Here is a 21,537-nt window from a genome sequence, read left to right on the forward strand (position 1 = left end):
CTACAATCGCCTTATACTTACTCTCATGTCGTTTTACGCCGTTGCATGCCGAAAAGATCGCGAGCTTGCTTACTCGCGCGCCAACGCATCGTACTTACTCGCGCATCGTGGGGCTCGGAACAATCTTTCCCTCTGCCACGATCTGCAAGTGTTTACCGTAATCACTTTTGCCGTACTTCTCGGCACTGCACAGAAGCTGCTCGCGAGAAATCCAACCATTTTCAAACGCAATTTCTTCGGGTACTGACACGGGAAGATCCTGCGCCTTTTCGACCGTGCGCACGAACTGAGACGCCTCGAACAACGACTCCATCGTGCCCGTATCCAGCCAAGCAAAGCCACGACCAAGCGTCACGACGTTGAGGCTACCATCCTCCAAATACATGCGATTGAGGTCGGTTATCTCGTACTCGCCGCGAGCAGACGGACGCACCGTCGCGGCAAAATCGCAGACGCGATTATCGTAAAAATACAGGCCCGTCACCGCATAATTGCTCTTGGGCACTGCGGGCTTCTCTTCAATCGAAATCGCATTGTAGTTGGCATCAAATTCGACGACACCAAAGCGCTCGGCATCGTCAACGCGATAGCCAAACACGGTGGCACGGCCCTCGTTGGTAGCCGCAACCGCTCGGCGCAGGCGTTGCGACAAGCCGTTGCCGTAAAAGATATTATCGCCCAGCACAAGCGCACAGCTGTCATCACCGACAAAATCTTTGCCAATGACGAAGGCCTGCGCAAGACCATTGGGCTGTGGCTGCTCGGCGTACGAGAAGCTCACGCCAAATTGCGATCCATCGCCCAGCAGCTGCTTAAAATTCGGCAGATCGTGCGGGGTCGAAATCACCAAAATATCGCGTATACCAGCAAGCATAAGTGTGCTTAGGGGGTAATACACCATGGGTTTGTTGTAAATTGGCAGGAGCTGCTTGCTCGTGACCAGCGTCAGCGGGTACAAACGAGTACCCGAACCACCCGCCAAAATAATGCCTTTCACCTCGTGTTCCTCCTGTCAGCTCGCTCACACGCACGTGTTGGCGCACATACGCGATCATGTTGGCACGCATGGTGGTGCACATACGCGCGCATGGTAGCGCTCTTATTGGCGCACATCAACTATCGGATTCATTATACGCACGCTCGCCGTGCGAAACGACCACTGCAAAAATATAACAAGGAATTTGAGGGCAAGAAGACCGTAGTTGCCGAGGATTGGGTACGACTAGAGCAAGCACATGTTAGCACGCTCAAGGTATCACACACCTTCACACGCTCGAAAGGAAAATCACATGGATAGGCACCACGCACGCGCAGGCGCAGACGGCCCTGAAACCAACCACACATCAGAATCCGCACCAGCAACACCAACGCAAAGCATCAAACGCATTTACTTGGCGGCGGGATGCTTTTGGGGAACGCAAGGTTATTTCAAGCAGCTCACGGGCGTTGTGGCAACACGGGTTGGCTACGCCAATGGCAAAACCACAACAACCGACTATGCCCAGATAAAAGACACCGATCATGCCGAAACACTGCAGCTTGACTACAACGAACACCAGATCTCCCTTGCAGAAATCTTACGACACTTCTTCCGCATCATTGATCCAACAGCAGTAAACCGACAAGGCAATGACGTCGGTCGCCAATATCGAACAGGAATTTTTTACGTTGACCAACAGGATGTGCCCGTCATTCAAACAGCGATCTTCTCATTAGAAAAAATGCTTGGACAGCTCAGCGCTATCGTGATTGAGCCGTTGCATAATTTTGTGGCGGCGGAGGATTGTCATCAGGATTATCTTGACAAAAATCCAGGTGGTTACTGCCATATCAACTTGGCGTTGGCAACACAACCGCTTGAACCCAGCTATGATGAGCCTGAGAATCTAGAGGAGGCACGGCAGCGGGTGTCGGGGTTGGCATTTGAGGTAACACAGCATGCTGCCACTGAGCGACCTTTTTCGAGCCCCTATGACAAGTCCTTCGAGCGGGGTATTTACGTGGATGTGGTTAGCAAAGCACCGCTCTTCTCGTCAAAAGATAAGTTCGATGCGGGTTGCGGCTGGCCAAGCTTTACGAAGCCGCTTTCTGCAGGCGAGGTAAGTTACAGGATGGACACCACACACGGCATGATGCGAACCGAAGTGACGAGCTCGCGAGCGCACAGCCACTTGGGGCATGTCTTTGATGATGGTCCTGCTCAAAAGGGTGGTCTGCGCTATTGCATTAACGGTGCTGCACTGGAGTTTATCCCCGAAGCCGAGATGGCCGAGCGAGGTTACGGGCAGTATCTTGCAGATTTGTAGACTGCAGCGAACGGATTTGTAGGTCATCACGGGTGAATTTGTAGACCGCCACAGAGAAGTTTGCACCGCTCACAAATCTTTGGGTATTCAGAAAAATTTAAGTTGTAATATAGGTTTCAGGTGTATATGGGTACAAACCTTGTCATCTGCACCCGAAGAGCAACGTGCGACAAGATGTTGCACAAAAATCAGCACGCGACGCGAGACGTAGTGGTACTCGCCGCTGCAATCAGCAGTAATGACAAGGCAAGGCTCACAGGAAGGAATCACCTATGGAAACTACCGAGAAGACCCCCACTACAGCGACAACAACACAAAACGCCAGCACAACGTCTCAAAACTACTTTGACCTTACAGGCAAAGTTGCGCTGGTCACAGGTGCATCCTCAGGGCTTGGCCGTCGTTTTGCTAAGGTGCTAGCATCACAAGGTGCAGACGTTGCACTATGCGCGCGTCGTCGCGAAAAGCTAGAAGCCCTGCGCGACGAAATCACCTCGACCTACCACACGCGTGCGCAAGCTTATCTGCTTGATGTAAGCGACACCGACGCTATTAACCGCGTCGTCGATGAGATCGTAAACGACTTCGGCACCATCGATATTCTCGTTAATAACGCAGGAACTTCATGTGCCGCACCTGCGCTCGAGATGAAAAAAACCGACTGGCTGCGCGTTATCGACACCAACATGAACAGCGTCTTTTACATGTCTCAAAAGGTGGGTCGCGTCATGGCTAATCAGCGCTATGGACGCATTATTAACATGGCATCGGTGCATGCGAGTGTCACGATGAAGACCGAAAATATTTCGGGCGACCAGCTTATCGCCTACGTCACCGCCAAGCACGGCGTCAAGGGCATCACCATTGCGCTGGCTGCGGGTTGGGCACAATACGGTATCACCGTTAACGCCATTGCACCAGGGTATTTTGACAGCGAGATGACCCACGCCATGTTGCAGGCCGAGGGCTTTAAGCAGACGATTCACGCAATGACACCTATGGATCGCCCTGGACAAGAAGGTGAACTCGACACCGCGCTTTTGTATTTGGCATCCGATAAGAGTTCGTACACGACGGGACAAGTACTGGGTGTTGACGGCGGCTGGACGACGCTGTAAACTACGACGCCTGTCCACTAGCTGCCAGCGGCTGACGAGAAGATCGGTAAGGTCGCACAACTGATGAGCAACCGCTACATCACAGCTTCGAAGCGATCTCCAGCAATGCCCCATCGCGCTCATCGGGATTCTCGACCAGCCACGCGGGGTTCTCGGCCAGCCACTGCTCACGACTAGGATCGGTCGCTTTGCAGGCGGCAAGCGTGGCGGCGAGCATTGTTTCGACATCGCAATTGTTATACTCGGCGCCCAAGGTCATTTGCTCACGACCACAGCCAGCCGCAAACTTTTTGTTTTTGAACTTTTTCTTCAAGCTGCTCAGGGGCAAATCCTGACACGACTTTGACGGGCGCAGGCGCGCGCAGGCGTCGATAAGACCAGACGTCTCGTCAATCGCAAAAAGAACGCGCTCCATCTTGAGCTCGGGTTTGGGCAGCTCAGTATTGCAATCCGAGTTATGTGTTTGGATAGCGCGGATCAGGGCATCGGGAACGTCGTGCTGGCGCAAAATTCGTTCGGTACACAGGGTGTGGTCCTCGTCGCCGTCGCAAATCTCCCAGTCCATATCATGCAGCAGGCCAACCTGCCCCCAAAACTCGATATTGTCCTTATCGTGAATCGCTGCAAAGTAGCGCATCAAACGCTCCAGCGTCAAGGCGTGCACAATGTGGAACTCTTCTTGATTGTATTGTTTAACTAACGCGAAGGCTTCGTCTCGTGTCAGATTTGTCGATAAGGTCGTCACCATGGTATACGCCTCTTCCTCGTTGGTGGCTGGGCGATTTTGCTGCATAATCATATCGTTAGTGTACTCTATATGGTATAAGACATACATAAGGCGTGAAATAGCCTCTCTACGGGACTCTCGTAGGACTCTGGAACTCTTGTAGGAACGCATTATAAGGAGTGAATATGTTCAACGATAACAAAAATACCGCCAGCCACTTCGCGCGTAAGTTTCTTGATAGGGTCGCAAACAGTCGTTCTAGCTGGGGCGATAATGGCATTGACGAACTCGAACAGTGCGAGCGCATCCAAGTAACGGAAGCGGCGCTCAATAGGCTGACAGCAGGTATCGAGCGCCTTAACGCTGCCCTTGACGAATACAGCGATTTTCAGGCTGACTACGAACTGTTGGAAGAATACTATTCCAGCAAGCTGTGGCAAAAAGACTTTCGAGATGACGAGCGGGGCATATTGCCCAAAGACTTGCCCCGCGGAGTCCTTTCGGAAGATGGCATTTATAATGCTCTTGCCGAAAAAGATGCATTATATGAGCGCTTAGAAAGCTTGATGTAAGACGAGTGGCGGCTTTGACTCGAGCGAGCCTTGGCTGACGCAATGACCAGCGCAGGTTTCGCAAAGTGCTTGGCTTGTGCGTGCACGGTGCTCGCCATGGGTGCCATATAGGTTGCGGCGGCGGGATTCGCTGCGGGCACTTTGAGACTTTGGATGCCCCTAAATTTGTCCTGATTAAACACGGAGTCCTTGTTCTGCAAGGCACCTTTTGGCATCTGGAAAGAATTTCGCCGGGGTGAAAATCGCGAACACCGAGCTACTTTTTGTACTGCTCGGCATTCTCTTTCGTCACGATAAAGGCTTTTGCCTGGTCAAGCACCGTGCCATCGGGATGATACACTTCGCCAGCAATACGCGCCTGATCGTGCGGCAAAAGGTTCGAAATTTTGTAGCCCGTGCGGATGAGCTGTCCTTGTACGGGGATACTTGGGATCCGTCTTAATACGATCGTAGCGATCGACCTTCAGAATACCAAGGGCATCGATTCCGTTTGGATAGAGATTGACCGAAAGCTTAATGATGGAATTCTCGCCATTTACAGGAAAAGCTTATCGAAGCTGTTAAGGTTTTATGCAGGCGCCGCCAGCGCAACATAAATTTGTCTGATGTGTCTATGGTCCTGTGTAAGATACAAGAGACGATCAAACAATAAGAAAGATGGTATCTATGCTTGAAAGTCTAGGAAATTTTTTTAGCGACTACATCGTCTTTGCTCTGAAGGCAGTAACCGTCATCGGGATCATTATTGGCATTCCATATGCCTTTATTAAGGACAAGGACGAGAAGACCAAAGAAATCGAGATCGTGGACCTCAAGAAGGAGTACATCGAGCAAAAGGAGCGCCTCGAAGAAGCGCTCCTTGATAGCGACACGATCGACGATCGCGATAAGATCAAAAAGAAAGCCAAAAAGGCGCTCCGCAAGGCCAAAGAAGAGCAGCGAGCACTCGAAGAAGAGGCCCGCGAGAAGGCCAAGAAAGAAGCAAGAAAAGCAGCGATGGCCGCTGCAAAAGCTGCTGAAAACGGCTCAAAACCCACTGAACCCGAGGAGCCATCTGGAGAAGCTCAGGTGGCTGAACTTTTTGCCGCAGCTAACGCTGCTGAGGCAGAATATCGGGCGTTTCGCGGCAGGCACCACAAGCCACGCCTGTTTGTCTTAAGCTTCAAAGGCGAGGTGCAAGCAGAAGAGGTTTCGGACTTAAGCAAAGAAATCACCGCCACGCTTGCCCTTATCGATAAGGGCGACGAAGTCCTTGTCAAGCTCGAAAGCCCTGGCGGTGTCATCGATGGCTATGGCCTGGGCGCCTCGCAGCTCAAGCGCATTCGAGATCGCAACATTCCGCTAACCGTCGCCGTTGACAAAGTCGCGGCAAGCGGTGGCTACATGATGGCATGCATCGGCAACAAAATTGTCGCGGCGCCCTTTAGCGAAATCGGTTCCATCGGCGTTGTCGCGCAAATCCCCAACGTGCACCGCTTCTTGAAAAAACACGACGTTGACGTCGACATTCTTACCGCTGGTAAATACAAGCGCACCATGACTATGCTTGGCGAGAATACCGAGGAAGGTCGACAGAAATTCATCGAGGAGCTCAACGAAGCACACCGCCTCTTTAAGGCGTTTGTCCACAAGCACCGTCCGCAGGTCGATATCGAAAAAATCGCCACGGGCGAATACTGGTTTGGCACACAGGCGCGCGAGCTCAATCTGGTTGACGAGATTGCGACCAGCGACGACATCATTCTAGATGCGATGGATACCAAAGATGTATTTCTCGTCCGCACCAAAAAAGAAGAGACTTGGCTCGAGCAACTCGGTGTGTATACGGAGTCTGCCGTGGTGCGCATTATCACCAGCTTGATGCATGGGCACGCCAACAAGATGTAACTTGAGACCATCATGCGCCGCAGTGAGTCACAGTATGTGGTAAGAAGTGAGTTTGATGAAGTTAAAACGAATAGCGCAGGGTTTTGTTGCGCTCATACTTATTGGCGCCATTGGAAATGCGCTTAATCCCCAATCGTCTTCCAGCAGCAAGACGACAAACGATGCCAGCGCAACGGTCGCTTCAAGCGCTTCAAGTGCTTCGAACAGCCAACAAGCACAGGATAAAAAAGCTAAGCCAAAGACTCCAGAAAAACCTGCGATTGTTGAGGGATGGAAGCAAACCAATGGTCGTTGGTGGTATCAGGAGGCCGATGGGTCCTATCCCAAAAATCAATGGAGAGCCTTAGGCAGCAAGCTTGATTGGTATTATTTTGATGCATCGGGATACATGCTTAGCAATTGCTGGGTTGGCAACGTCTACTACGTCGGCAGCGATGGCAAGATGCTTAAGGATGCCACTACTCCCGACGGCTACTATGTTAACAAAACGGGCAAGTGGGACGGCAAGCCTCTGCCAGCCAACGATCGTAACACAGCCATCCCGAGTAACTTTGAAAAGGCCACCGTCGTGCGCGTCGTTGATGGAGACACCATCGTGGTGAATCGCGGTAATGGCAAAGAAAAAGTTCGCCTCATACTGGTGAACACCCCCGAGACAAAGCACCCACGAAAAGGTGTTGAGTATTACGGAAAAGAAGCTTCCAACTTTACAAAATCGCAGCTCAAAGGACGAACTGTCTATCTCGAAAAGGACACTTCGGAACGCGACCGTTACAAGCGTTTGCTGCGCTACGTATGGCTTGATATTCCCGCTAATCAAAGTGAACTTGGCACAAAATGCTTCAACGCAATCTTGCTGCGCGAGGGCTACGCATATCTGTCAACATTCCCACCTGACGTGAAATATGTGCATGAATTCCGTAAATTTGAGGCTGAAGCTCGTAACAAAGGTGCAGGCCTGTGGGGGTAGTGCTGTTCTCGGCTGGTTGTTTTTGATCACGAATAAAACTCACGTATAAAAAAGGGACCCCATGCCGCAGCGTCGCCACAGGGGGAACCCCTTCATAAACGTGTACAGCACCCTGCGGTTATTACCACAACTTTATTGCTGCACGAACTGTGAAGCACTCAAAAAACGCTGTCGCGTACTCAAAACGTCGGGTACTCAAAACGCAGAAGCGCGTACGTAAAACGCTATTCGCGTACGTACTTCGCGCTACTCCTCAACAGGCTTGCCTGCAAGAGGGCCAGAATTCAAGGTGTAGATCTTCTCGATATCGATAATAATGGCAGCAGCTTTGGGCATGACACCTGCTTTTTCCTTAGCAAGCTCCATGTGCTCGGAGTCGGTGTATGAAGTTGCCTTACCAACAAACCTAAAGCCAACGTTGTCGAAGCGCTTTGCGACACCAACCACAATCTTGCCGTTAGCCTTTATATTTGCATGGTGCTGGCCGTCGGTATTCTCGCAAAAAATAAGATGCTCATCGTCAAGCACGCGCATCGTCCTTTTGGGACCCAAATCGGGGGTACCATCGTTGTTGACCGTCGCAATCCAGGCAAGCTCGTCACCAATGACTTCTTGCATTTCCTTGGTAAGCTTCATACTATAAGCTCCTTTCGATTTATTCACAAAGACGCCTTGTAAGACGCTTTGTATATACCCTATAATAGTCTTGTTCTTCCGCACACGTGATACGTTCTTGCAAAATTTTGTGCATGGTTTGGATTGCATGATACACAAACGCTAAGGCTCCTATGAAACATACACCTGTCGAGAAGACCGTCAAATCGAACTTTAAAATGAACTTCAAAACGCAGATGCTCTACCTGGGTCCTCTTGCGATTGCAGAGATTGCCTTCCCCTTTTTGATACATGATACGGGCATGGCTATGTTTCTTCTTTTGCTTGTCTTGCCACTGCTTATTTTTGCAGTCTCGTTTGTGTATGGCAAAAAGTATGGTTTTAGCTGGCCTTTTTCTGCCATCGTTGGTTTGATATGGTTGCCCAACCTTGCCATGCTCAATGAATCTGCCGCCATCTACATTTTTATTTTTGGTGTTGTAAGCTACATCGGGCAGATATGTGGTTCACTGTTTGAACAGGGTCGTCTTTTTTAACGACGGGTGCGCAGATTGAGCGGACAGCCCACATGTTCGGAGTGCGTGTGTGATAACGTCCAAACTGACTAAACTGCCCAGACGGACTTGAACAGTATCTTCTTAAAGCGTAGTGCCTACTCAAACTTTTAACTTTTTTCTTTTTTGTCGCGTTGACGCAAGCACAGATTCCTATAATGGAAAAGTTGGCTTTTTTCAGCTTATGCTCAACAGTGTAAGCGCAGCGCGCACACTCGGACGCAGCAATATGAACGCAGCGCAGCGAACGCAAACACAGCATAAGCAAAAAACAGCCAAAACTCTGCCATAACATCAGAGCAGGAAGGTATACGCATGAGTCGAGTGTCGCACAAAGAAGAAGCGTTTTTTAGTTTGTTTTACGAATTTAGTTCGCTTACCGTTGCCACAGGCCAGCTCTTCGTCGAACTTATTGACAACTACCCTCACTCCCAGGATCTCATTCCCAAAATCAAAGATTACGAAACCCTGTGCGATGATCAAGTCGGCAAGATTTTCTCGACGCTCAACTCTTCGTTTATCACGCCCTTTGACCGAGAAGACATCTCGAGTTTGGCGCTGCTCATGGACGAAATTGTCGACGGCATGGAGAGCACCTCAGCGCGTATCGGGCTGTACGACATCAAGACGATGCATCCCGAAGCAGCACAAATGGCGCACCTGATTCTTTTTGCTGCCGAGGAGTTGCAAAAGGCCTTCGACCGTTTTTCGGATTACAAAAAGGACGACTCCGTCATCAAGCACACCAAGGCGACAAACGAGTATGAAGATAAGGGCGACGTGGTGTATCGCACGGCGCTTTCGAATATTTTTCGCAACGAAACCAATGCTATCGAGGTTATTAAATGGAAAAGCCTCATGGATAAACTCGAGGAAACGCTCGACGCCTGCAAACATGTTGCCAATGCCATGCAGAATGTCATTGTGAAAAATGCCTAACATGTTTCTTATTGCCGTGCTTCTTGCCGCGCTCATTTTTGAATTTATCAACGGCTTTCACGATACCGCTAACGCCATCGCAACCACCGTGTACACTCGCGCCCTCACGCTGCGCTGGGCCATTATTATGTCCGCAACCATGAACTTTATTGGTGCGTTGACCAGCGAAAAGGTGGCGATGACTATTGCGGCGGGGCTCGTCGACATAAAGCTTGAGCTCTACGTCGTATTTGCGGCGCTGATGGGTGCCATCATCTGGGATTTGTTTACTTGGTGGTGCTCGATTCCGAGTTCATCTTCACATGCTCTTATCGGCAGCCTTATTGGAGCGACCTGCGTTTTTACGGGGACCTGCAACCATATCCGTTGGGCAGGCGTGCTGCAAAAAGTTGTGATTCCTCTGTTTACCTCGCCGCTCATTGGCATGGCGCTCGGATTTGTGTTTATGCGCCTTGTGTTTGAGCTTTTTGCCGACTGGACGCCTCGGAAGGCTAATGGGTTGTTTCACCGCTTGCAGGTCTTATCGGCAGCGTTTATGGCCTACAGCCATGGCAATAACGATGCGCAAAAAACGATGGGCATTATTACGTTAGCGCTGGTCACTGCAGGCCTGCATAATCCTGCGGACGGCATTCCGCTGTGGGTAAAAATTATGTGCGCTACTACGATGGCGCTGGGCACCTCGATTGGCGGCAGTCGCATTATGCGTACCGTGGGCGACGGCGTCACGCGTCTGACTCCCGTCATTGGCTTTGTGGCCGAAGCGAGTTCGACCATTGCTATCGAGACGATGACCGCGTTGGGCGCGCCCGTCTCGACCACGCAGGTTATTACCACTTCTATTATGGGTGCTGGCAGTGCTCGGCGTCGTACCAGTGTGCGCTGGGGCGTGGCTCGCAAGATAATTGCGGCCTGGTTTGTTACACTACCAGCAACGATTGCACTCGGTGCCATCGTTGGATGCGTCACGGGATTGGTGCTTGGCGCGTAAGGCGCTGGCGCGGTGGATGTATAGCGTACGGACGAGAAGATCGCGCAAGCACGACGAAAACCCACCACGTACGTCATTCGCAAAGGCATCAGCACATCTTAGACAAAGGACAGCTATGTTTAACATCGTACTGGTAGAGCCCGAAATTCCTGCTAACACGGGCAATATAGGCAGAACCTGCGTGGTGAGTGGCACGCATTTGCATTTGGTGGGTCCGTTGGGCTTCTCGCTTGATAGCAAACAACTTAAGCGCGCAGGCATGGCATATTGGGAAAGTCTGCAGGTCAGTGTATATAACTCGTGGGATGAATTTGTCGAGAAGAACAAGCCTTTTGCAGATCCTACAGCAACGGACGCGACGGCAACGGACGCCAGAGGTTGGCATGGCGGACACACAGATCTAGACCGATGCGATCCACTCGCAGCACACAGCTTGCGAAATCAAGCAACTTCCCCGTTGCCGCGGCTGCATTTTTTGACGAAGAAGGCCGCAAAGACCTACACCGAGGCCAACTATAAAGACGGCGATTTTATCATCTTCGGAAAAGAAAGCTCAGGGCTTGACGAGCAACTCTTGGCGCAGCATCCTTTCGAATGTGAGCGCATTCCTATGTTGACTGACGAGAAGGCCCTCGTAAATGCCACGGATTGGTCAGACCATATCGCGCAACTACGCACGGACGAGGCGCACGCAAACACGCGCACCCACGAGGCGCTTTTGCAGCAGGACATCTGCGGGAATTTTATCGATCCCGAAGATTACCACGTCAGCGCACTGAATCTCTCGAACGCCGCAGCGATTGTGCTATATGAAGCGCTGCGACAAACGGGTTTTGTAGGCATGTAACTAATATATGAGACCTCGCTTATATTTCGTTACTACTTTGTTTCCGTTCGCAGATGCTCAAAAAAGTGCTTGCATTGTTTGTTCAGCTATCGTACAGTTCTTAGCAACGCAAGCAGTTACGCACGACGGCGCACAAGCCGCACAGCGCAGCGACGCCGCGTGCAAACCTATTCGACATCTCACATTTTAAGGAGGCGTAAGAGACAGATGAGCACCACCCGCGCAATCGCAAGCAACAGCAGCATTGCAAACAACAATGTTGCACACAACAACGCAATCGCAGCCGTAGTAGCCAACGTGGTATTCACAGCTAACAACTGGTGGTGGAGCAAGTCTATATCGATTGGTCAATCGTGAGTCTCTTGCGCATACACATCAGCCTTCAAAAAGAGCTCCCGTATGACCGGGAGCTCTTTTTTGTTGTGACGCGGCAGTACTTAGTTTGTAGAAAGGAAACCAGCATGCCAAGCACTTCTCAACAACCTCGTACTATCCAAACCGACGAAACTCACGGCCTCGATATTCGCTCGCTGATCCTGCTCGCGGTGCTACTTGCCGCAGGATTTATTCTGAACTTTACCCTGGGTAAGGCCATCGCGAGCCTTTCGGGTGGCGCCATTGGACCCGAGTTCATTATTTCGGCCTTCTGCCTGACGATTTTGATCGAGCGCCCCAGCCTTATTCAGGCGGGTATTATCGGCCTGGTATCGGCAGCCGTAATTCAGATCACGACCAACTCTCCCTTCATTGATTTTGCGGCAGAGGGCATCAGCGCAATGCTTATGGCTGCCCTGCTCAAACTCGAAAAGCGCCCTGGTGACCTGCCCTTATTGCCACTTATCGCCACCTTTATTACCACGACCGTATCGGGCCTGATCTTTATGGTGATCAAAGTCGCCATCGTCGGCGGCGCAGCACAGCTGGTCCCCGCCATGCTTCCTGTTATCATTTTGACAGCCGCATTCAACGCAATTGTGGTACAAGCACTCTACATTCCTTTATGCAAAGCTCTTAAGATTGGTGAATAACTCACATGTCTGACACGTACCAGCACCACGACACCGCTCGTTTTTCGGACGAGAAGATTGATGAGCTATACAGCAAACTTGGCGTCGAGGATTTCGACAAGCACGCCGATAAGCGCTTTGATGAGCGTTTCGACAACGACTGTTTGATTCAGCTCGATGACATCAGCTATTCGTACCAGGGCCTTCGTGCATCGCATGACAAGAAGATTGACGAAGCTGCACTTCCCTACGCGCTTAAGCACGTAAACCTGCGGATTGCGTCTGGCGAGTTCGTCGGTATTATCGGCCCGTCGGGTGCTGGTAAGTCCACCCTTGCGTCGATTATTTCGGGCGCGATTCCGCACCACTATCATGGCACGCTCTACGGCAGTGCGCGGGTGGCAGGGCGCGATACCTGCGAGGTGAGCCTGACCGACATCTCGCAGGTCGTCGGTAGTATTTTGCAGGATATTGACGCGCAGATGGTCGCATCGGAAGTCGAAGATGAGCTGCTTTTTGGGCTCGAAAACTTTGGTATTCCGCGCGACCAGATTGAAGTGCGTCTGCAACAGGCGCTTAAGGCCACAGGCATCACCGAACTTCGCGACCGCGAAATTGCAACGCTTTCGGGCGGACAAAAGCAAAAGGTTGCCTTGGCGGCAATTTTGGCGCTGCAGCCCCGCATTCTTGTGTTGGACGAGCCAACCGCCGCACTCGACCCAGAGTCATCACAGGTGATTTTTGAGATCCTGCAAACGCTCAGCCACATGCGCGGCATTACCGTGCTGGTTATCGAGCAAAAAGTGGCGCTTCTGGCCGACTTTTGCGAGCGCATTGTGGTTATGAATCAGGGAAGCATTGCGGCTGACGACACACCACGCAAAGTCTTTGCACAGTCGGCTCTGTTGCGCCAGATTGGTGTCGACACCCCCCGTATGACCCGCGTTTCGAATCAGCTGTACGATAAGGGCTTGTTGCTTGCACGCCAAACCTGCTTAAGCGTGACCGAAACAGCGCAGCTTATCGATGATGTGGTGAAGCACGGCGTGAGCGCGCTGGATGCCGACACAGACGAGAAGATCGATGCGGGTGCTGCCGAGAAGACCAGCGTTTCGCAGCACCACGCAGCACAGCATATGGCAACCACGCAACACATGGCGAGCCCACAGCAGGGTCGACATGACCCTCAGCACGAAGCCGGCCCCCAGCACCAGCCAATCCTGCAGGTAGATGACGTAAGTTTTAACTATTCGAACGGCGACGGGGTTCTCGACGTAAACTTTGCACTGTATCCTGGCGATGTGCTCGCAGTGGTCGGCCAAAACGGTGCGGGTAAGACAACCCTCACAAAACTCATTAACGGCTTGCTTAAGCCACGCAAAGGCAACGTCACCGTCGCAGGACTTAATACAAAGACGACGCCGACGAGCACGCTGGCGACGCAGGTGGCAACCCTATTCCAAAATCCCGATCGACAACTCTCAAAAAATACCGTGCTCGAGGAGCTTATCTTCAGCCTCACCTTGCACGGAACCGACGAAGCCACGGCCACGCAAACCGCGCGGCGCTTTGCAAAACACTTTAAGCTTCCATCCGACGCCTCACCCTTCCAACTGTCGCGTGGCCAACGCCAGCTCCTTGCGCTGGGCTGCGTTTTAATCCTGGACCCCAAGCTGATTATTCTTGACGAACCAACCAGCGGCCTCGATTATCTGGAATGCATGACCATCATGCAGCAGGTCAAAGCCATGACCCACACGGGGTGCGCCGTGCTGATGGTTTGCCACGACATGGAGGTAGTCTCTGACTTTGCTGACCGTCTTCTGGTGATGGCCCACGGATGTGTCCTCAAGGACGCCGGTCTTCTCGACAGCTTTACTGACGAGAAGATCATGAAGCAGGCCTATCTGCAGCCACCGCAAGTTATGCAACTTTCGCAGGCGCTGACACGCAAAACTTCCGCAGCGTTTGAGGGCCTTACCCAGGTTAACGAAATCGTTACACAAACCGAAAGGCTTATCGAGGTGCCCTCTACAGCCGAAGACCGCACGCAAAACGCAACTCCCGCACAAACCGAAAGGCTGATTCACCATGACTAATCCTCTTGCGTATACCAAAGGTACCAGCCTTTTACACCGCGTCCATCCGCTGATTAAATTGGTGCTTGCAATTGGCATTATTGTGGCCACCCTGTGCTCAAACTCCCTTGTGCTGTTGGCGCTTTTGCTCGTGCACACCCTTGCGCTTGGCTTTAGCGCCACGGTTGGCAAGCGCATCATATGTATGGCACAGCTGCTCATTCCTCTCGCCATCATTATGTTTTTGCTGCAGACCTACTTTGTTCCTTCAGGGCCAGTGCTGTTTTTAGGCATGACGCAAGGGGGTATGTATGATGGCGCTCGCGTGAGCTTGCGCTTGGTGGGTATTGCGCTGCCACTCGTGTTAATGTTTATGGTGACAAAACCAAATGACCTGGCTAACGCCTGTGTCGAGCAGTTGCACATTCCCTATCCGTATGCCTTTACTTTTACGACCGTCTTTCGTTTTGTGCCTTTGTTTGCTCAAGAAATGCAAGCCATCATGGAGGCGCAAACCGCACGCGGCGTGGAGTTTGACTCTAAAAATCCGATCAAAAAAATGCAGCTCATGCTACCCGTCATTATCCCCTTACTCATTAGCTCGGTTGCTAAAACCGATGCGTCGGCGCTTTCGGCTGAGCAGCGCGGATTTTATTTGCGTGGACCACAGAGTTCGTACAAGCGCTTTCCCTTGCAGGCGCTTGATTGGGCCACCATTGTGTATGCAGTCGCGCTGGTTGTTATTGGAATTATGTTTTAGCAAACGATTTTAGCCGACACGGATGCGCCGACGAGAAGAGCGCTTGGCGCTCGCACGCACACCACCGCCAGCGCGCTGACGGCTCGCCACGATAGTCGCTGCACAAACGACGAACTTCTCGCCAGAAGAGTTCATAAAACATCCCGCATCTCATGTTGACTTCGCAATTTTTAGAAAGTTAAAAAGCGCTAAACCCCTTTTATCTATTGAAGTGGATGGTTATAGCTCCCATGAACAAAACCCTAAACAAAAAGAATAAGATACAATTAAAAATGAGTTCTAAAAATTGCATATCCTGACACATCACAAGAACGTTATGAGGACCATTCATGATACTTGCTTCATCATCGCCACGGCGATTGCAGCTCCTAAAAGAAATCGGCATCACACCCGAGGTAATAAGCGTTGGTATTGACGAAACACCACTCGCGGGCGAGAAAGGCGCCGAGCTCGTCAAACGCCTTGCTTGCGCGAAGGCTAAGGCATGCTATGAATACCTGCAGAACCAGCAACAAGAGCTCAACGCCACTCCCCTCGCCCGTCAATGCATTTTGGCGGCTGATACCAGCGTTTGGCGGGGCGACGATCTTCTCGGCAAGCCGCACGACGCCGATGAAGCGTGTCACATGCTGAAGCTCTTATCGGGAACCACGCATCACGTTTCAACAGGCGTTTGTCTGCTACAGCTTGACGAGAAGACCGCGCTCGCTCGCAAGACAGCCTTTGTCGAAACGAGTACAGTGCGCTTCTATCCCCTTTCAGACGCGCAGATCGATCGCTATATTGCAACGGGCGAGCCCTTTGATAAAGCGGGCGGCTACGGCATTCAGGGGCTGGGACGTCTGCTCGTGCAAAGCATCGAGGGCGATTATTTTGCTATTGTGGGTTTGCCCATCGCGCGCGTGATGCGCGAACTTGAAGCGCTATCCTTATAAGCTAAGCACTTAGCAGCGTAAGCCGAGTGCCTCACGATATTAACGATAAAGGAATGAATCACATGACCGCTCAATGTGGCTTGCGTGGCGCAAGCGCCGACGACAACGAATTTGACGTAACAACTCCTCAGTCAATCACGCAGATCCCTGGCATTTGCGCAGCTCATTATACCAATGCAGAAGCGGGTACTGGATGCACCGTCATCATTTGTCCCGAGGGCGCGACGGGCGCTGTCGATGTTCGCGGCGGAGCTCCTGCCACGCGCGAGACCGATCTGTTGAAACCTGAGGAAACCGTCCAGGTGCTTCATGCTGTGGTTTTATCGGGCGGCAGCGCCTACGGCTTGGAATCCATGTGCGGCGTTGCCAATCAGCTCGAAAAACATGGCATTGGCCTTCCTGTTCCTGGCGGCGTTGTTCCCATCGTTTCGGGAGCCTGCATTTTTGATCTGGCGTGCGGCGAGTTTGATGTTCGCCCCACACGCGAGGATGGTGCTGCAGCGACCGAAAAGGCACTTCGTAATGCTACGTGGGCGGACACCCAAGACGTCATTCAAACGCACGACTCCGAGTCGCTGCAGTGCGGAAATGTCGGAGTTGGAACAGGCGCGACAGTCGGAAAACTCGCAGGCAAAAACCTTGCCATGAAGGGCGGCTTTGGTGAGAATATCCAGCAAGCAGGCACTCTTATCTGTGGAGCGGTCAGTGCTGTGAATGCTTGCGGAGACATTATCGACCCCGAAACGCATGCGCGTATCGCTGGCGTGCGTAATGCGTCGGATCCCTCGCAACTTGCCAGTTCAACCGACATGCTTTGCGCAATGCAAGCACAAATGCCACTCGACACCAAACGTGATGAAGCAACGGGCGACGGGGTAACAGGCGGTGCAGCAGCAACTCCAAACGCATCAACAAGCAGCCCCAAATCCGCGCGCACCAACACCACGATTTCGTGCATCGTGACCAATGCGCGGCTAAACAAGGCACAAGCCACCAAGGTTGCTCAAATGTGTGCTGATGCATATGCGCATGTCATTAGTCCAACGCACACCACTAACGATGGCGATACCATTTTTGTGATGGCCACCAACCAGGTTGATGCTGCAGTAGATGTTGTGGGAGTTCTTGCAACACGTGCGCTTGAACGCGCTATTGTCGATGGTGTAATGCAGGCAAAAAGCGCCTACGGATTTGTAGCAGCGCGCGATTTGTAGAGGTCAGCAGCCGAGCGAGCTTATCGGCACGCGAGCGGCAGCGCCAGCAGTAAGACGCGACTCAGAATAGTAAGTGCTGGGCGACATCGCGCGGCCCGCACCCTAATTAAACTTATACAACTTTTGCGCGATACGATAAATGTAAATCGTAGTTTTTACGCCCGCCTTCGTGGGCAGATTTGTTGCCACGCCAAACGCCCCGCGACGAGCGCGCTTGTACATGTACTCGTCGTACGCCTTCAGCTCATCCCACAACGCTTGCAAATTGGCCATTGCGTCGGGCTTATCGGACATGCGAGAGTACACCGAGCACACCGCCATCATCAGCGTAAAGTGATTGCACATGTAATTGCGCAGCTTAACGCAGGCAATGTCATCATTCAAATGATACGCATGCATCATGATGCGCGTTACAACAAGCTGCTGGTCAATGCGCGAAATGGCGACACTTTCGTTAATCGATTGGTCTTCTCGGCCAATAAAATAGCGGTACAAGTCGACGTCCAAGTAATACAGACGTTTGCAGCGCGGCAGCGGCACATAGGCGTAAATGTTGTCCACGTAAAACGTGTGTGCGGGCATGGGCAGGCCGCCGTCGAGAAGGACGTCCGTTCGGTAGCATAGCGAGTGCATGAGCAGGTTTTGCGTCATCATGAAGTGGCCGATTTGGTCCCAGCAAATGATGCGCTCGCGCGGCAGGGCGTAACGAAAATCGACGACGTTTTGCTTGCCGTCCAGCACGTGTTCGAAGACGTAATTGGTAATGACCAGATCAACGGCCTCGTCGTTGGCTATAAACTCGCGGAGCTTGGACAGAAGCGCCTGCAAAGCATGGGCTTGCAGCCAGTCATCCGAGTCGACAATTTTGAAGTATTTTCCACGGGCATGACTTAACGCGGCCAGCACTGCCATGCCATGACCACCGTTGGGCTGATGCACCACGCTAATGATGTCTGGATAGCGCGCGGCCCACTCGTCAGCTTTTTGCGACGTTGCATCTTTGGTTGAGCCATCATCGACGATGCATATGTGCATATCAGTGGCATAGTTTGAACCTTCAAGCAGCGAGGTGATGCAGCGATCCATGTAGTCGGCCGAGTTGTAGCATGGGATACCAAAGGTAATGACCTTGTCTTGCACAGGTGCAGCAGCAAGCGCTTGCGGGTCTCGCGCGACCAGGGCTTTGTGCAGCACAAGTGCCTCGTGCAGGGCGGGATCAGTGCTAACGCTCGTGCTAACGGCGCCAGCTTGAGCGCTCTTCTCGGCAGCGGGCTTTAAGGCTGATGTGTCAAACGAGCTCGTCACGTTTGCATGCACATCCTATGAACGCTGCGAAACGATGTCGTCGCAAACGTCGAGCGCCGAGGCCACAACCCCATCCATATCGTAATAACGATACTCCGCCAAGCGGCCCACGGGGTGGAAATTCAACAGACCACGCACGCGACTGCAATACTGCTCGTACAACGCGCGACTCGAGTCCTCAAGAATGGCATAGTACGGCGTCTCGCCACTGCCAGGCTCAAACGCCTTGGAATACTCGCGCATAATGGTGGTTTTACCAGGCACAACTTGACCAGTCATGTTCTTAAACTCGGTGATGCGCGTAAAATCCTCGCTCGTGGTGTAATTCACGGTTCCGACAGGCTGGAACTGATCCTGGTCTAGGGTGATAAACTCCATGTCAAGCGTGCGATACGGCAGCGCACCCAGATCAAGATCAAACAGCTCGTCCAGCGGTCCCGTATAAATCACTTCCCCGCCAAACGGGCGATCACGCACCAAGACGGTGTTCTCGGTAACCGTCATAAAATCGTGTGCATCGACGTTTAAAAAGACGTCGATGAGATCGTGGTCTAGCATGTGTTCAAAGAGCTTGGTGTAGCCTTCGGCGGGCATACCCTGATGCGGCGCCAAAGGGAAATAGCGATCGTCGTCGCCGATAAACACAGGTACGCGCCCCGTGATGGACTTATCGATTTGATCGGGGGTTTTGTCCCACTGCTTCATGGTGTAATACAAAAAGACGTTTTCGTACACGTAGTCGGCAACCTCGGCGAACTCGTCGTCATTTTTGTTGCGCAGCTCCATGATGGGAACCTTTTTGTTCTCGCCAAAGGCGGAGACCAGTTTTTGGTACAAGTACTCGCCCTTCTCGTCGCCAAACGCGAGCTTGAGCGAGTGATGATTGAAGGGAACGGGCATCAGGCGGCCGTGGATGTTGGCAAGCACCTTGTGCTCGTAGTCGGTCCAGTCGGTAAAGCGTGACAAAAAGCTGTGTACTCGCTCGTCGGTGGTGTGGTAAATGTGCGGACCGTACTTGTGAACCAGGATACCTGCTGCGTCCTCAAAATCGTAGGCGTTGCCAGCAATGTGGCCACGGCGCTCGACGACGCACACCCGCAAGCCGCATGCTTCGGCAAGACGGCGCGCGCAGGTTGCTCCTGCGTAACCAGCTCCTACCACAATAACGTCGTAACTTTCGGGCAAAAAATCAGCAGGTAATCCAAGATCGCTTGTCATAATATCCCTTCCCTAGGTTGTCCCTAGGCTTGTCGTGTGGCTGTATGCTGCGAGCTGCGAGCTCGATGTACGCGACGCATGTGACGCAGACATACGTATGCGCAGAGTCTACAGCCAATCGTACTGCTGATTTTAACACGAGCACCACAGTGGAGCGAATGGCGACGCCGCCGCAGACATTTTGGCAACAAGTTGACGACAATTCTACAAAAACGTTTTATGATAGAAAGCACCACCAACCTCATGGCTTTACGCAGAAAGGACTATTCATGAGCGAGTTTTTGAACCACATGAAACATGCGGCCAAATCTAATAAAAAAACCATTGTGTTACCCGAGGGAGAGGACCCGCGTACGCTTGACGCCGCACGCATGATTGTGGAAGAAGACATCGCCAACCTGGTAATCCTTGGCAACCCCGACGAAATCCACATCGACGGCGTTACCGTCATCAATCCTATGCACTCCGACCAGCACGAGCGCTATGCTCAGAAGTTTGCTGAGCTGCGCGCAAAAAAGGGCGTCACCATCGAGCAAGCCCGCGCTCAGATCAACGACGCCACCTATTTTGGCACCATGATGGTCAAGATGGGCGACGCCGACGGACTGGTGTCGGGTGCCTGCCATTCGACCGCTGACACGCTGCGCCCTGCGCTGCAAATCCTTAAGACCGCTCCAGGCACCAAGCTTGTCTCGGCCTTCTTTATTATGTGTACCGAGAAGACCGAGTTTGGTGAGGACGGAACCGTTTTGTTTGCCGACTGCGGCCTTAACATTAACCCCACCGCCAATGAACTGGCCGAAATTGCTCACGCTTCTGCGAAGTCATGGGAAGCCTTTATGAGCACCCCTGCTCGCGTGGCACTGCTTTCGTATTCGACCATGGGTTCGGCTGGTGGCGAAACCGCCAAGAAGGTTCAAGAGGCAACTTCCATCGTCAAAGAGCTCTACCCCGCGGTAGACGCTGACGGTGACCTGCAGCTTGACGCTGCACTCGTTCCCAGTGTAGCCTCGCTAAAGGCTCCAGATTCGGAGGTTGCAGGTGCTGCCAACGTGCTCGTCTTCCCCAACCTGGAAGCGGGCAATATTGGTTACAAACTGGTCCAACGTTTTGCGGGCGCCGAGGCATACGGCCCCATTTTGCAGGGCATTGCCAAGCCAGTTAACGATCTTTCGCGCGGCTGCAGTGCCGAGGACATCGTGGGTGTCGTAGCTATCACTGCCACGCAAGCGCAGATGGCCAGCGCGGATTCGGGTGAATAGCGACTACCGTTATTACCAAAAATTGGGTAAAGCTCATCGCCCAGTGTTTTTTCAAATGCATGCGAAAAGGCACTGGGCCATTCATTCAAAAAATGTATTCAAATAGTTTCTGCTGTTTCTTATGGTCTTATGAGAAAGCCTTATATAGCAAACTATCCTCACTGAACGTAAGGCAAACGTATTTCGCTAAAACCGTTCACCGAATACCAGATACGTTTGAGGAATTATAAAA

Annotated in this window: 22 protein-coding genes; 16 read left to right on the top strand and 6 right to left on the bottom strand. The window is 52.1% G+C overall.

Annotation, left to right across the window (positions count from 1 at the left end; all coding sequences use genetic code 11):
- Window positions 1-94 precede the first annotated feature (94 nt).
- Window positions 95-997, bottom strand: coding sequence for a glucose-1-phosphate thymidylyltransferase RfbA (gene rfbA, locus HMPREF3192_RS00905; protein WP_066304550.1), 903 nt, complete (start codon window positions 995-997; stop codon window positions 95-97).
- A gap of 292 nt (window positions 998-1,289) precedes the next feature.
- On the opposite strand from rfbA, the gene msrB reads away from it, so the two are divergent.
- Together msrB and HMPREF3192_RS00915 are read left to right on the top strand one after the other, a co-directional pair.
- Entirely contained in the window at window positions 1,290-2,306 is a 1,017-nt protein-coding gene (gene msrB / locus HMPREF3192_RS07165; protein ID WP_082715514.1) for a peptide-methionine (R)-S-oxide reductase MsrB, read from the top strand.
- A gap of 272 nt (window positions 2,307-2,578) precedes the next feature.
- Window positions 2,579-3,424: an SDR family NAD(P)-dependent oxidoreductase gene (locus tag HMPREF3192_RS00915; protein ID WP_082715515.1), complete on the top strand. Its 846-nt coding sequence runs from the start codon at window positions 2,579-2,581 to the stop codon at window positions 3,422-3,424.
- Between the two features lie 79 nt (window positions 3,425-3,503).
- Here HMPREF3192_RS00915 and HMPREF3192_RS00920 read toward each other — a convergent pair whose 3' ends face one another.
- Complete coding sequence (locus tag HMPREF3192_RS00920) at window positions 3,504-4,217, bottom strand: HD family phosphohydrolase (protein ID WP_197414522.1); 714 nt, start codon at window positions 4,215-4,217, stop codon at window positions 3,504-3,506.
- 119 nt (window positions 4,218-4,336) lie between these two features.
- On the opposite strand from HMPREF3192_RS00920, the gene HMPREF3192_RS00925 reads away from it, so the two are divergent.
- The 4 genes from HMPREF3192_RS00925 (at window position 4,337) to HMPREF3192_RS06875 (ending at window position 7,580) form a co-directional block, all read left to right on the top strand.
- On the top strand, window positions 4,337-4,723 hold the full coding sequence (locus HMPREF3192_RS00925) for a DUF4298 domain-containing protein (protein WP_066304552.1): 387 nt from the start codon (window positions 4,337-4,339) through the stop codon (window positions 4,721-4,723).
- A gap of 208 nt (window positions 4,724-4,931) precedes the next feature.
- Entirely contained in the window at window positions 4,932-5,165 is a 234-nt protein-coding gene (locus tag HMPREF3192_RS06705; protein ID WP_156422808.1) for a hypothetical protein, read from the top strand.
- Between the two features lie 224 nt (window positions 5,166-5,389).
- Entirely contained in the window at window positions 5,390-6,610 is a 1,221-nt protein-coding gene (gene sohB / locus HMPREF3192_RS00935; RefSeq protein ID WP_066304554.1) for a protease SohB, read from the top strand.
- A gap of 55 nt (window positions 6,611-6,665) precedes the next feature.
- A complete protein-coding gene (locus tag HMPREF3192_RS06875) occupies window positions 6,666-7,580 on the top strand; it encodes a thermonuclease family protein (RefSeq protein ID WP_066304555.1) in 915 nt (304 codons plus the stop codon).
- Between the two features lie 246 nt (window positions 7,581-7,826).
- Here HMPREF3192_RS06875 and HMPREF3192_RS00945 read toward each other — a convergent pair whose 3' ends face one another.
- Window positions 7,827-8,216, bottom strand: a complete 390-nt coding sequence (locus HMPREF3192_RS00945; protein ID WP_066304557.1) for a pyridoxamine 5'-phosphate oxidase family protein — start codon at window positions 8,214-8,216, stop codon at window positions 7,827-7,829.
- A gap of 152 nt (window positions 8,217-8,368) precedes the next feature.
- Between HMPREF3192_RS00945 and HMPREF3192_RS00950 the strand changes: the two genes are divergently transcribed.
- From HMPREF3192_RS00950 to HMPREF3192_RS00985, 7 genes are all read left to right on the top strand, one after another.
- The gene (locus HMPREF3192_RS00950; RefSeq protein WP_066304559.1) at window positions 8,369-8,731 is read left to right on the top strand and encodes a hypothetical protein; all 363 of its coding nucleotides are present in this window, start codon (window positions 8,369-8,371) and stop codon (window positions 8,729-8,731) included.
- 333 nt (window positions 8,732-9,064) lie between these two features.
- On the top strand, window positions 9,065-9,688 hold the full coding sequence (locus tag HMPREF3192_RS00960; protein ID WP_066304562.1) for a DUF47 domain-containing protein: 624 nt from the start codon (window positions 9,065-9,067) through the stop codon (window positions 9,686-9,688).
- The gene (locus HMPREF3192_RS00965; RefSeq protein WP_066304564.1) at window positions 9,681-10,679 is read left to right on the top strand and encodes an inorganic phosphate transporter; all 999 of its coding nucleotides are present in this window, start codon (window positions 9,681-9,683) and stop codon (window positions 10,677-10,679) included. Before HMPREF3192_RS00960 ends, HMPREF3192_RS00965 begins: the two co-directional genes overlap by 8 nt.
- A gap of 115 nt (window positions 10,680-10,794) precedes the next feature.
- Window positions 10,795-11,526 (top strand): tRNA (cytidine(34)-2'-O)-methyltransferase, encoded by a 732-nt coding sequence (locus HMPREF3192_RS00970; RefSeq protein WP_066304566.1) that lies wholly within the window; start codon window positions 10,795-10,797, stop codon window positions 11,524-11,526.
- Window positions 11,527-11,987: 461 nt separating this feature from the next.
- A complete protein-coding gene (locus HMPREF3192_RS00975; protein ID WP_066304568.1) occupies window positions 11,988-12,554 on the top strand; it encodes a hypothetical protein in 567 nt (188 codons plus the stop codon).
- A gap of 5 nt (window positions 12,555-12,559) precedes the next feature.
- Window positions 12,560-14,632, top strand: coding sequence for an ABC transporter ATP-binding protein (locus HMPREF3192_RS00980; protein WP_082715516.1), 2,073 nt, complete (start codon window positions 12,560-12,562; stop codon window positions 14,630-14,632).
- Window positions 14,625-15,371 (top strand): energy-coupling factor transporter transmembrane component T family protein, encoded by a 747-nt coding sequence (locus tag HMPREF3192_RS00985; protein WP_066304570.1) that lies wholly within the window; start codon window positions 14,625-14,627, stop codon window positions 15,369-15,371. Before HMPREF3192_RS00980 ends, HMPREF3192_RS00985 begins: the two co-directional genes overlap by 8 nt.
- Before the next feature lie 9 nt (window positions 15,372-15,380).
- On the opposite strand, the gene HMPREF3192_RS07035 is transcribed toward HMPREF3192_RS00985, so the two are convergent.
- On the bottom strand, window positions 15,381-15,506 hold the full coding sequence (locus HMPREF3192_RS07035; protein ID WP_269447670.1) for a hypothetical protein: 126 nt from the start codon (window positions 15,504-15,506) through the stop codon (window positions 15,381-15,383).
- 194 nt (window positions 15,507-15,700) lie between these two features.
- Between HMPREF3192_RS07035 and HMPREF3192_RS00990 the strand changes: the two genes are divergently transcribed.
- Window positions 15,701-16,306: a Maf family protein gene (locus HMPREF3192_RS00990; protein WP_066304572.1), complete on the top strand. Its 606-nt coding sequence runs from the start codon at window positions 15,701-15,703 to the stop codon at window positions 16,304-16,306.
- A gap of 62 nt (window positions 16,307-16,368) precedes the next feature.
- On the top strand, window positions 16,369-17,520 hold the full coding sequence (locus tag HMPREF3192_RS00995) for a P1 family peptidase (RefSeq protein ID WP_082715517.1): 1,152 nt from the start codon (window positions 16,369-16,371) through the stop codon (window positions 17,518-17,520).
- A gap of 102 nt (window positions 17,521-17,622) precedes the next feature.
- On the opposite strand, the gene HMPREF3192_RS01000 is transcribed toward HMPREF3192_RS00995, so the two are convergent.
- Entirely contained in the window at window positions 17,623-18,699 is a 1,077-nt protein-coding gene (locus HMPREF3192_RS01000) for a glycosyltransferase family 2 protein (RefSeq protein WP_407921945.1), read from the bottom strand.
- 141 nt (window positions 18,700-18,840) lie between these two features.
- Window positions 18,841-20,043 (bottom strand): UDP-galactopyranose mutase, encoded by a 1,203-nt coding sequence (gene glf / locus HMPREF3192_RS01005; RefSeq protein ID WP_066304575.1) that lies wholly within the window; start codon window positions 20,041-20,043, stop codon window positions 18,841-18,843.
- A gap of 269 nt (window positions 20,044-20,312) precedes the next feature.
- Between glf and pta the strand changes: the two genes are divergently transcribed.
- Window positions 20,313-21,305: a phosphate acetyltransferase gene (gene pta / locus HMPREF3192_RS01010; protein WP_066304604.1), complete on the top strand. Its 993-nt coding sequence runs from the start codon at window positions 20,313-20,315 to the stop codon at window positions 21,303-21,305.
- The last annotated feature ends 232 nt before the right edge of the window (window positions 21,306-21,537 follow it).

The sequence above is a fragment of the Atopobium deltae genome, from assembly GCF_001552785.1.
GTDB classification, from domain to species: domain Bacteria; phylum Actinomycetota; class Coriobacteriia; order Coriobacteriales; family Atopobiaceae; genus Atopobium; species Atopobium deltae.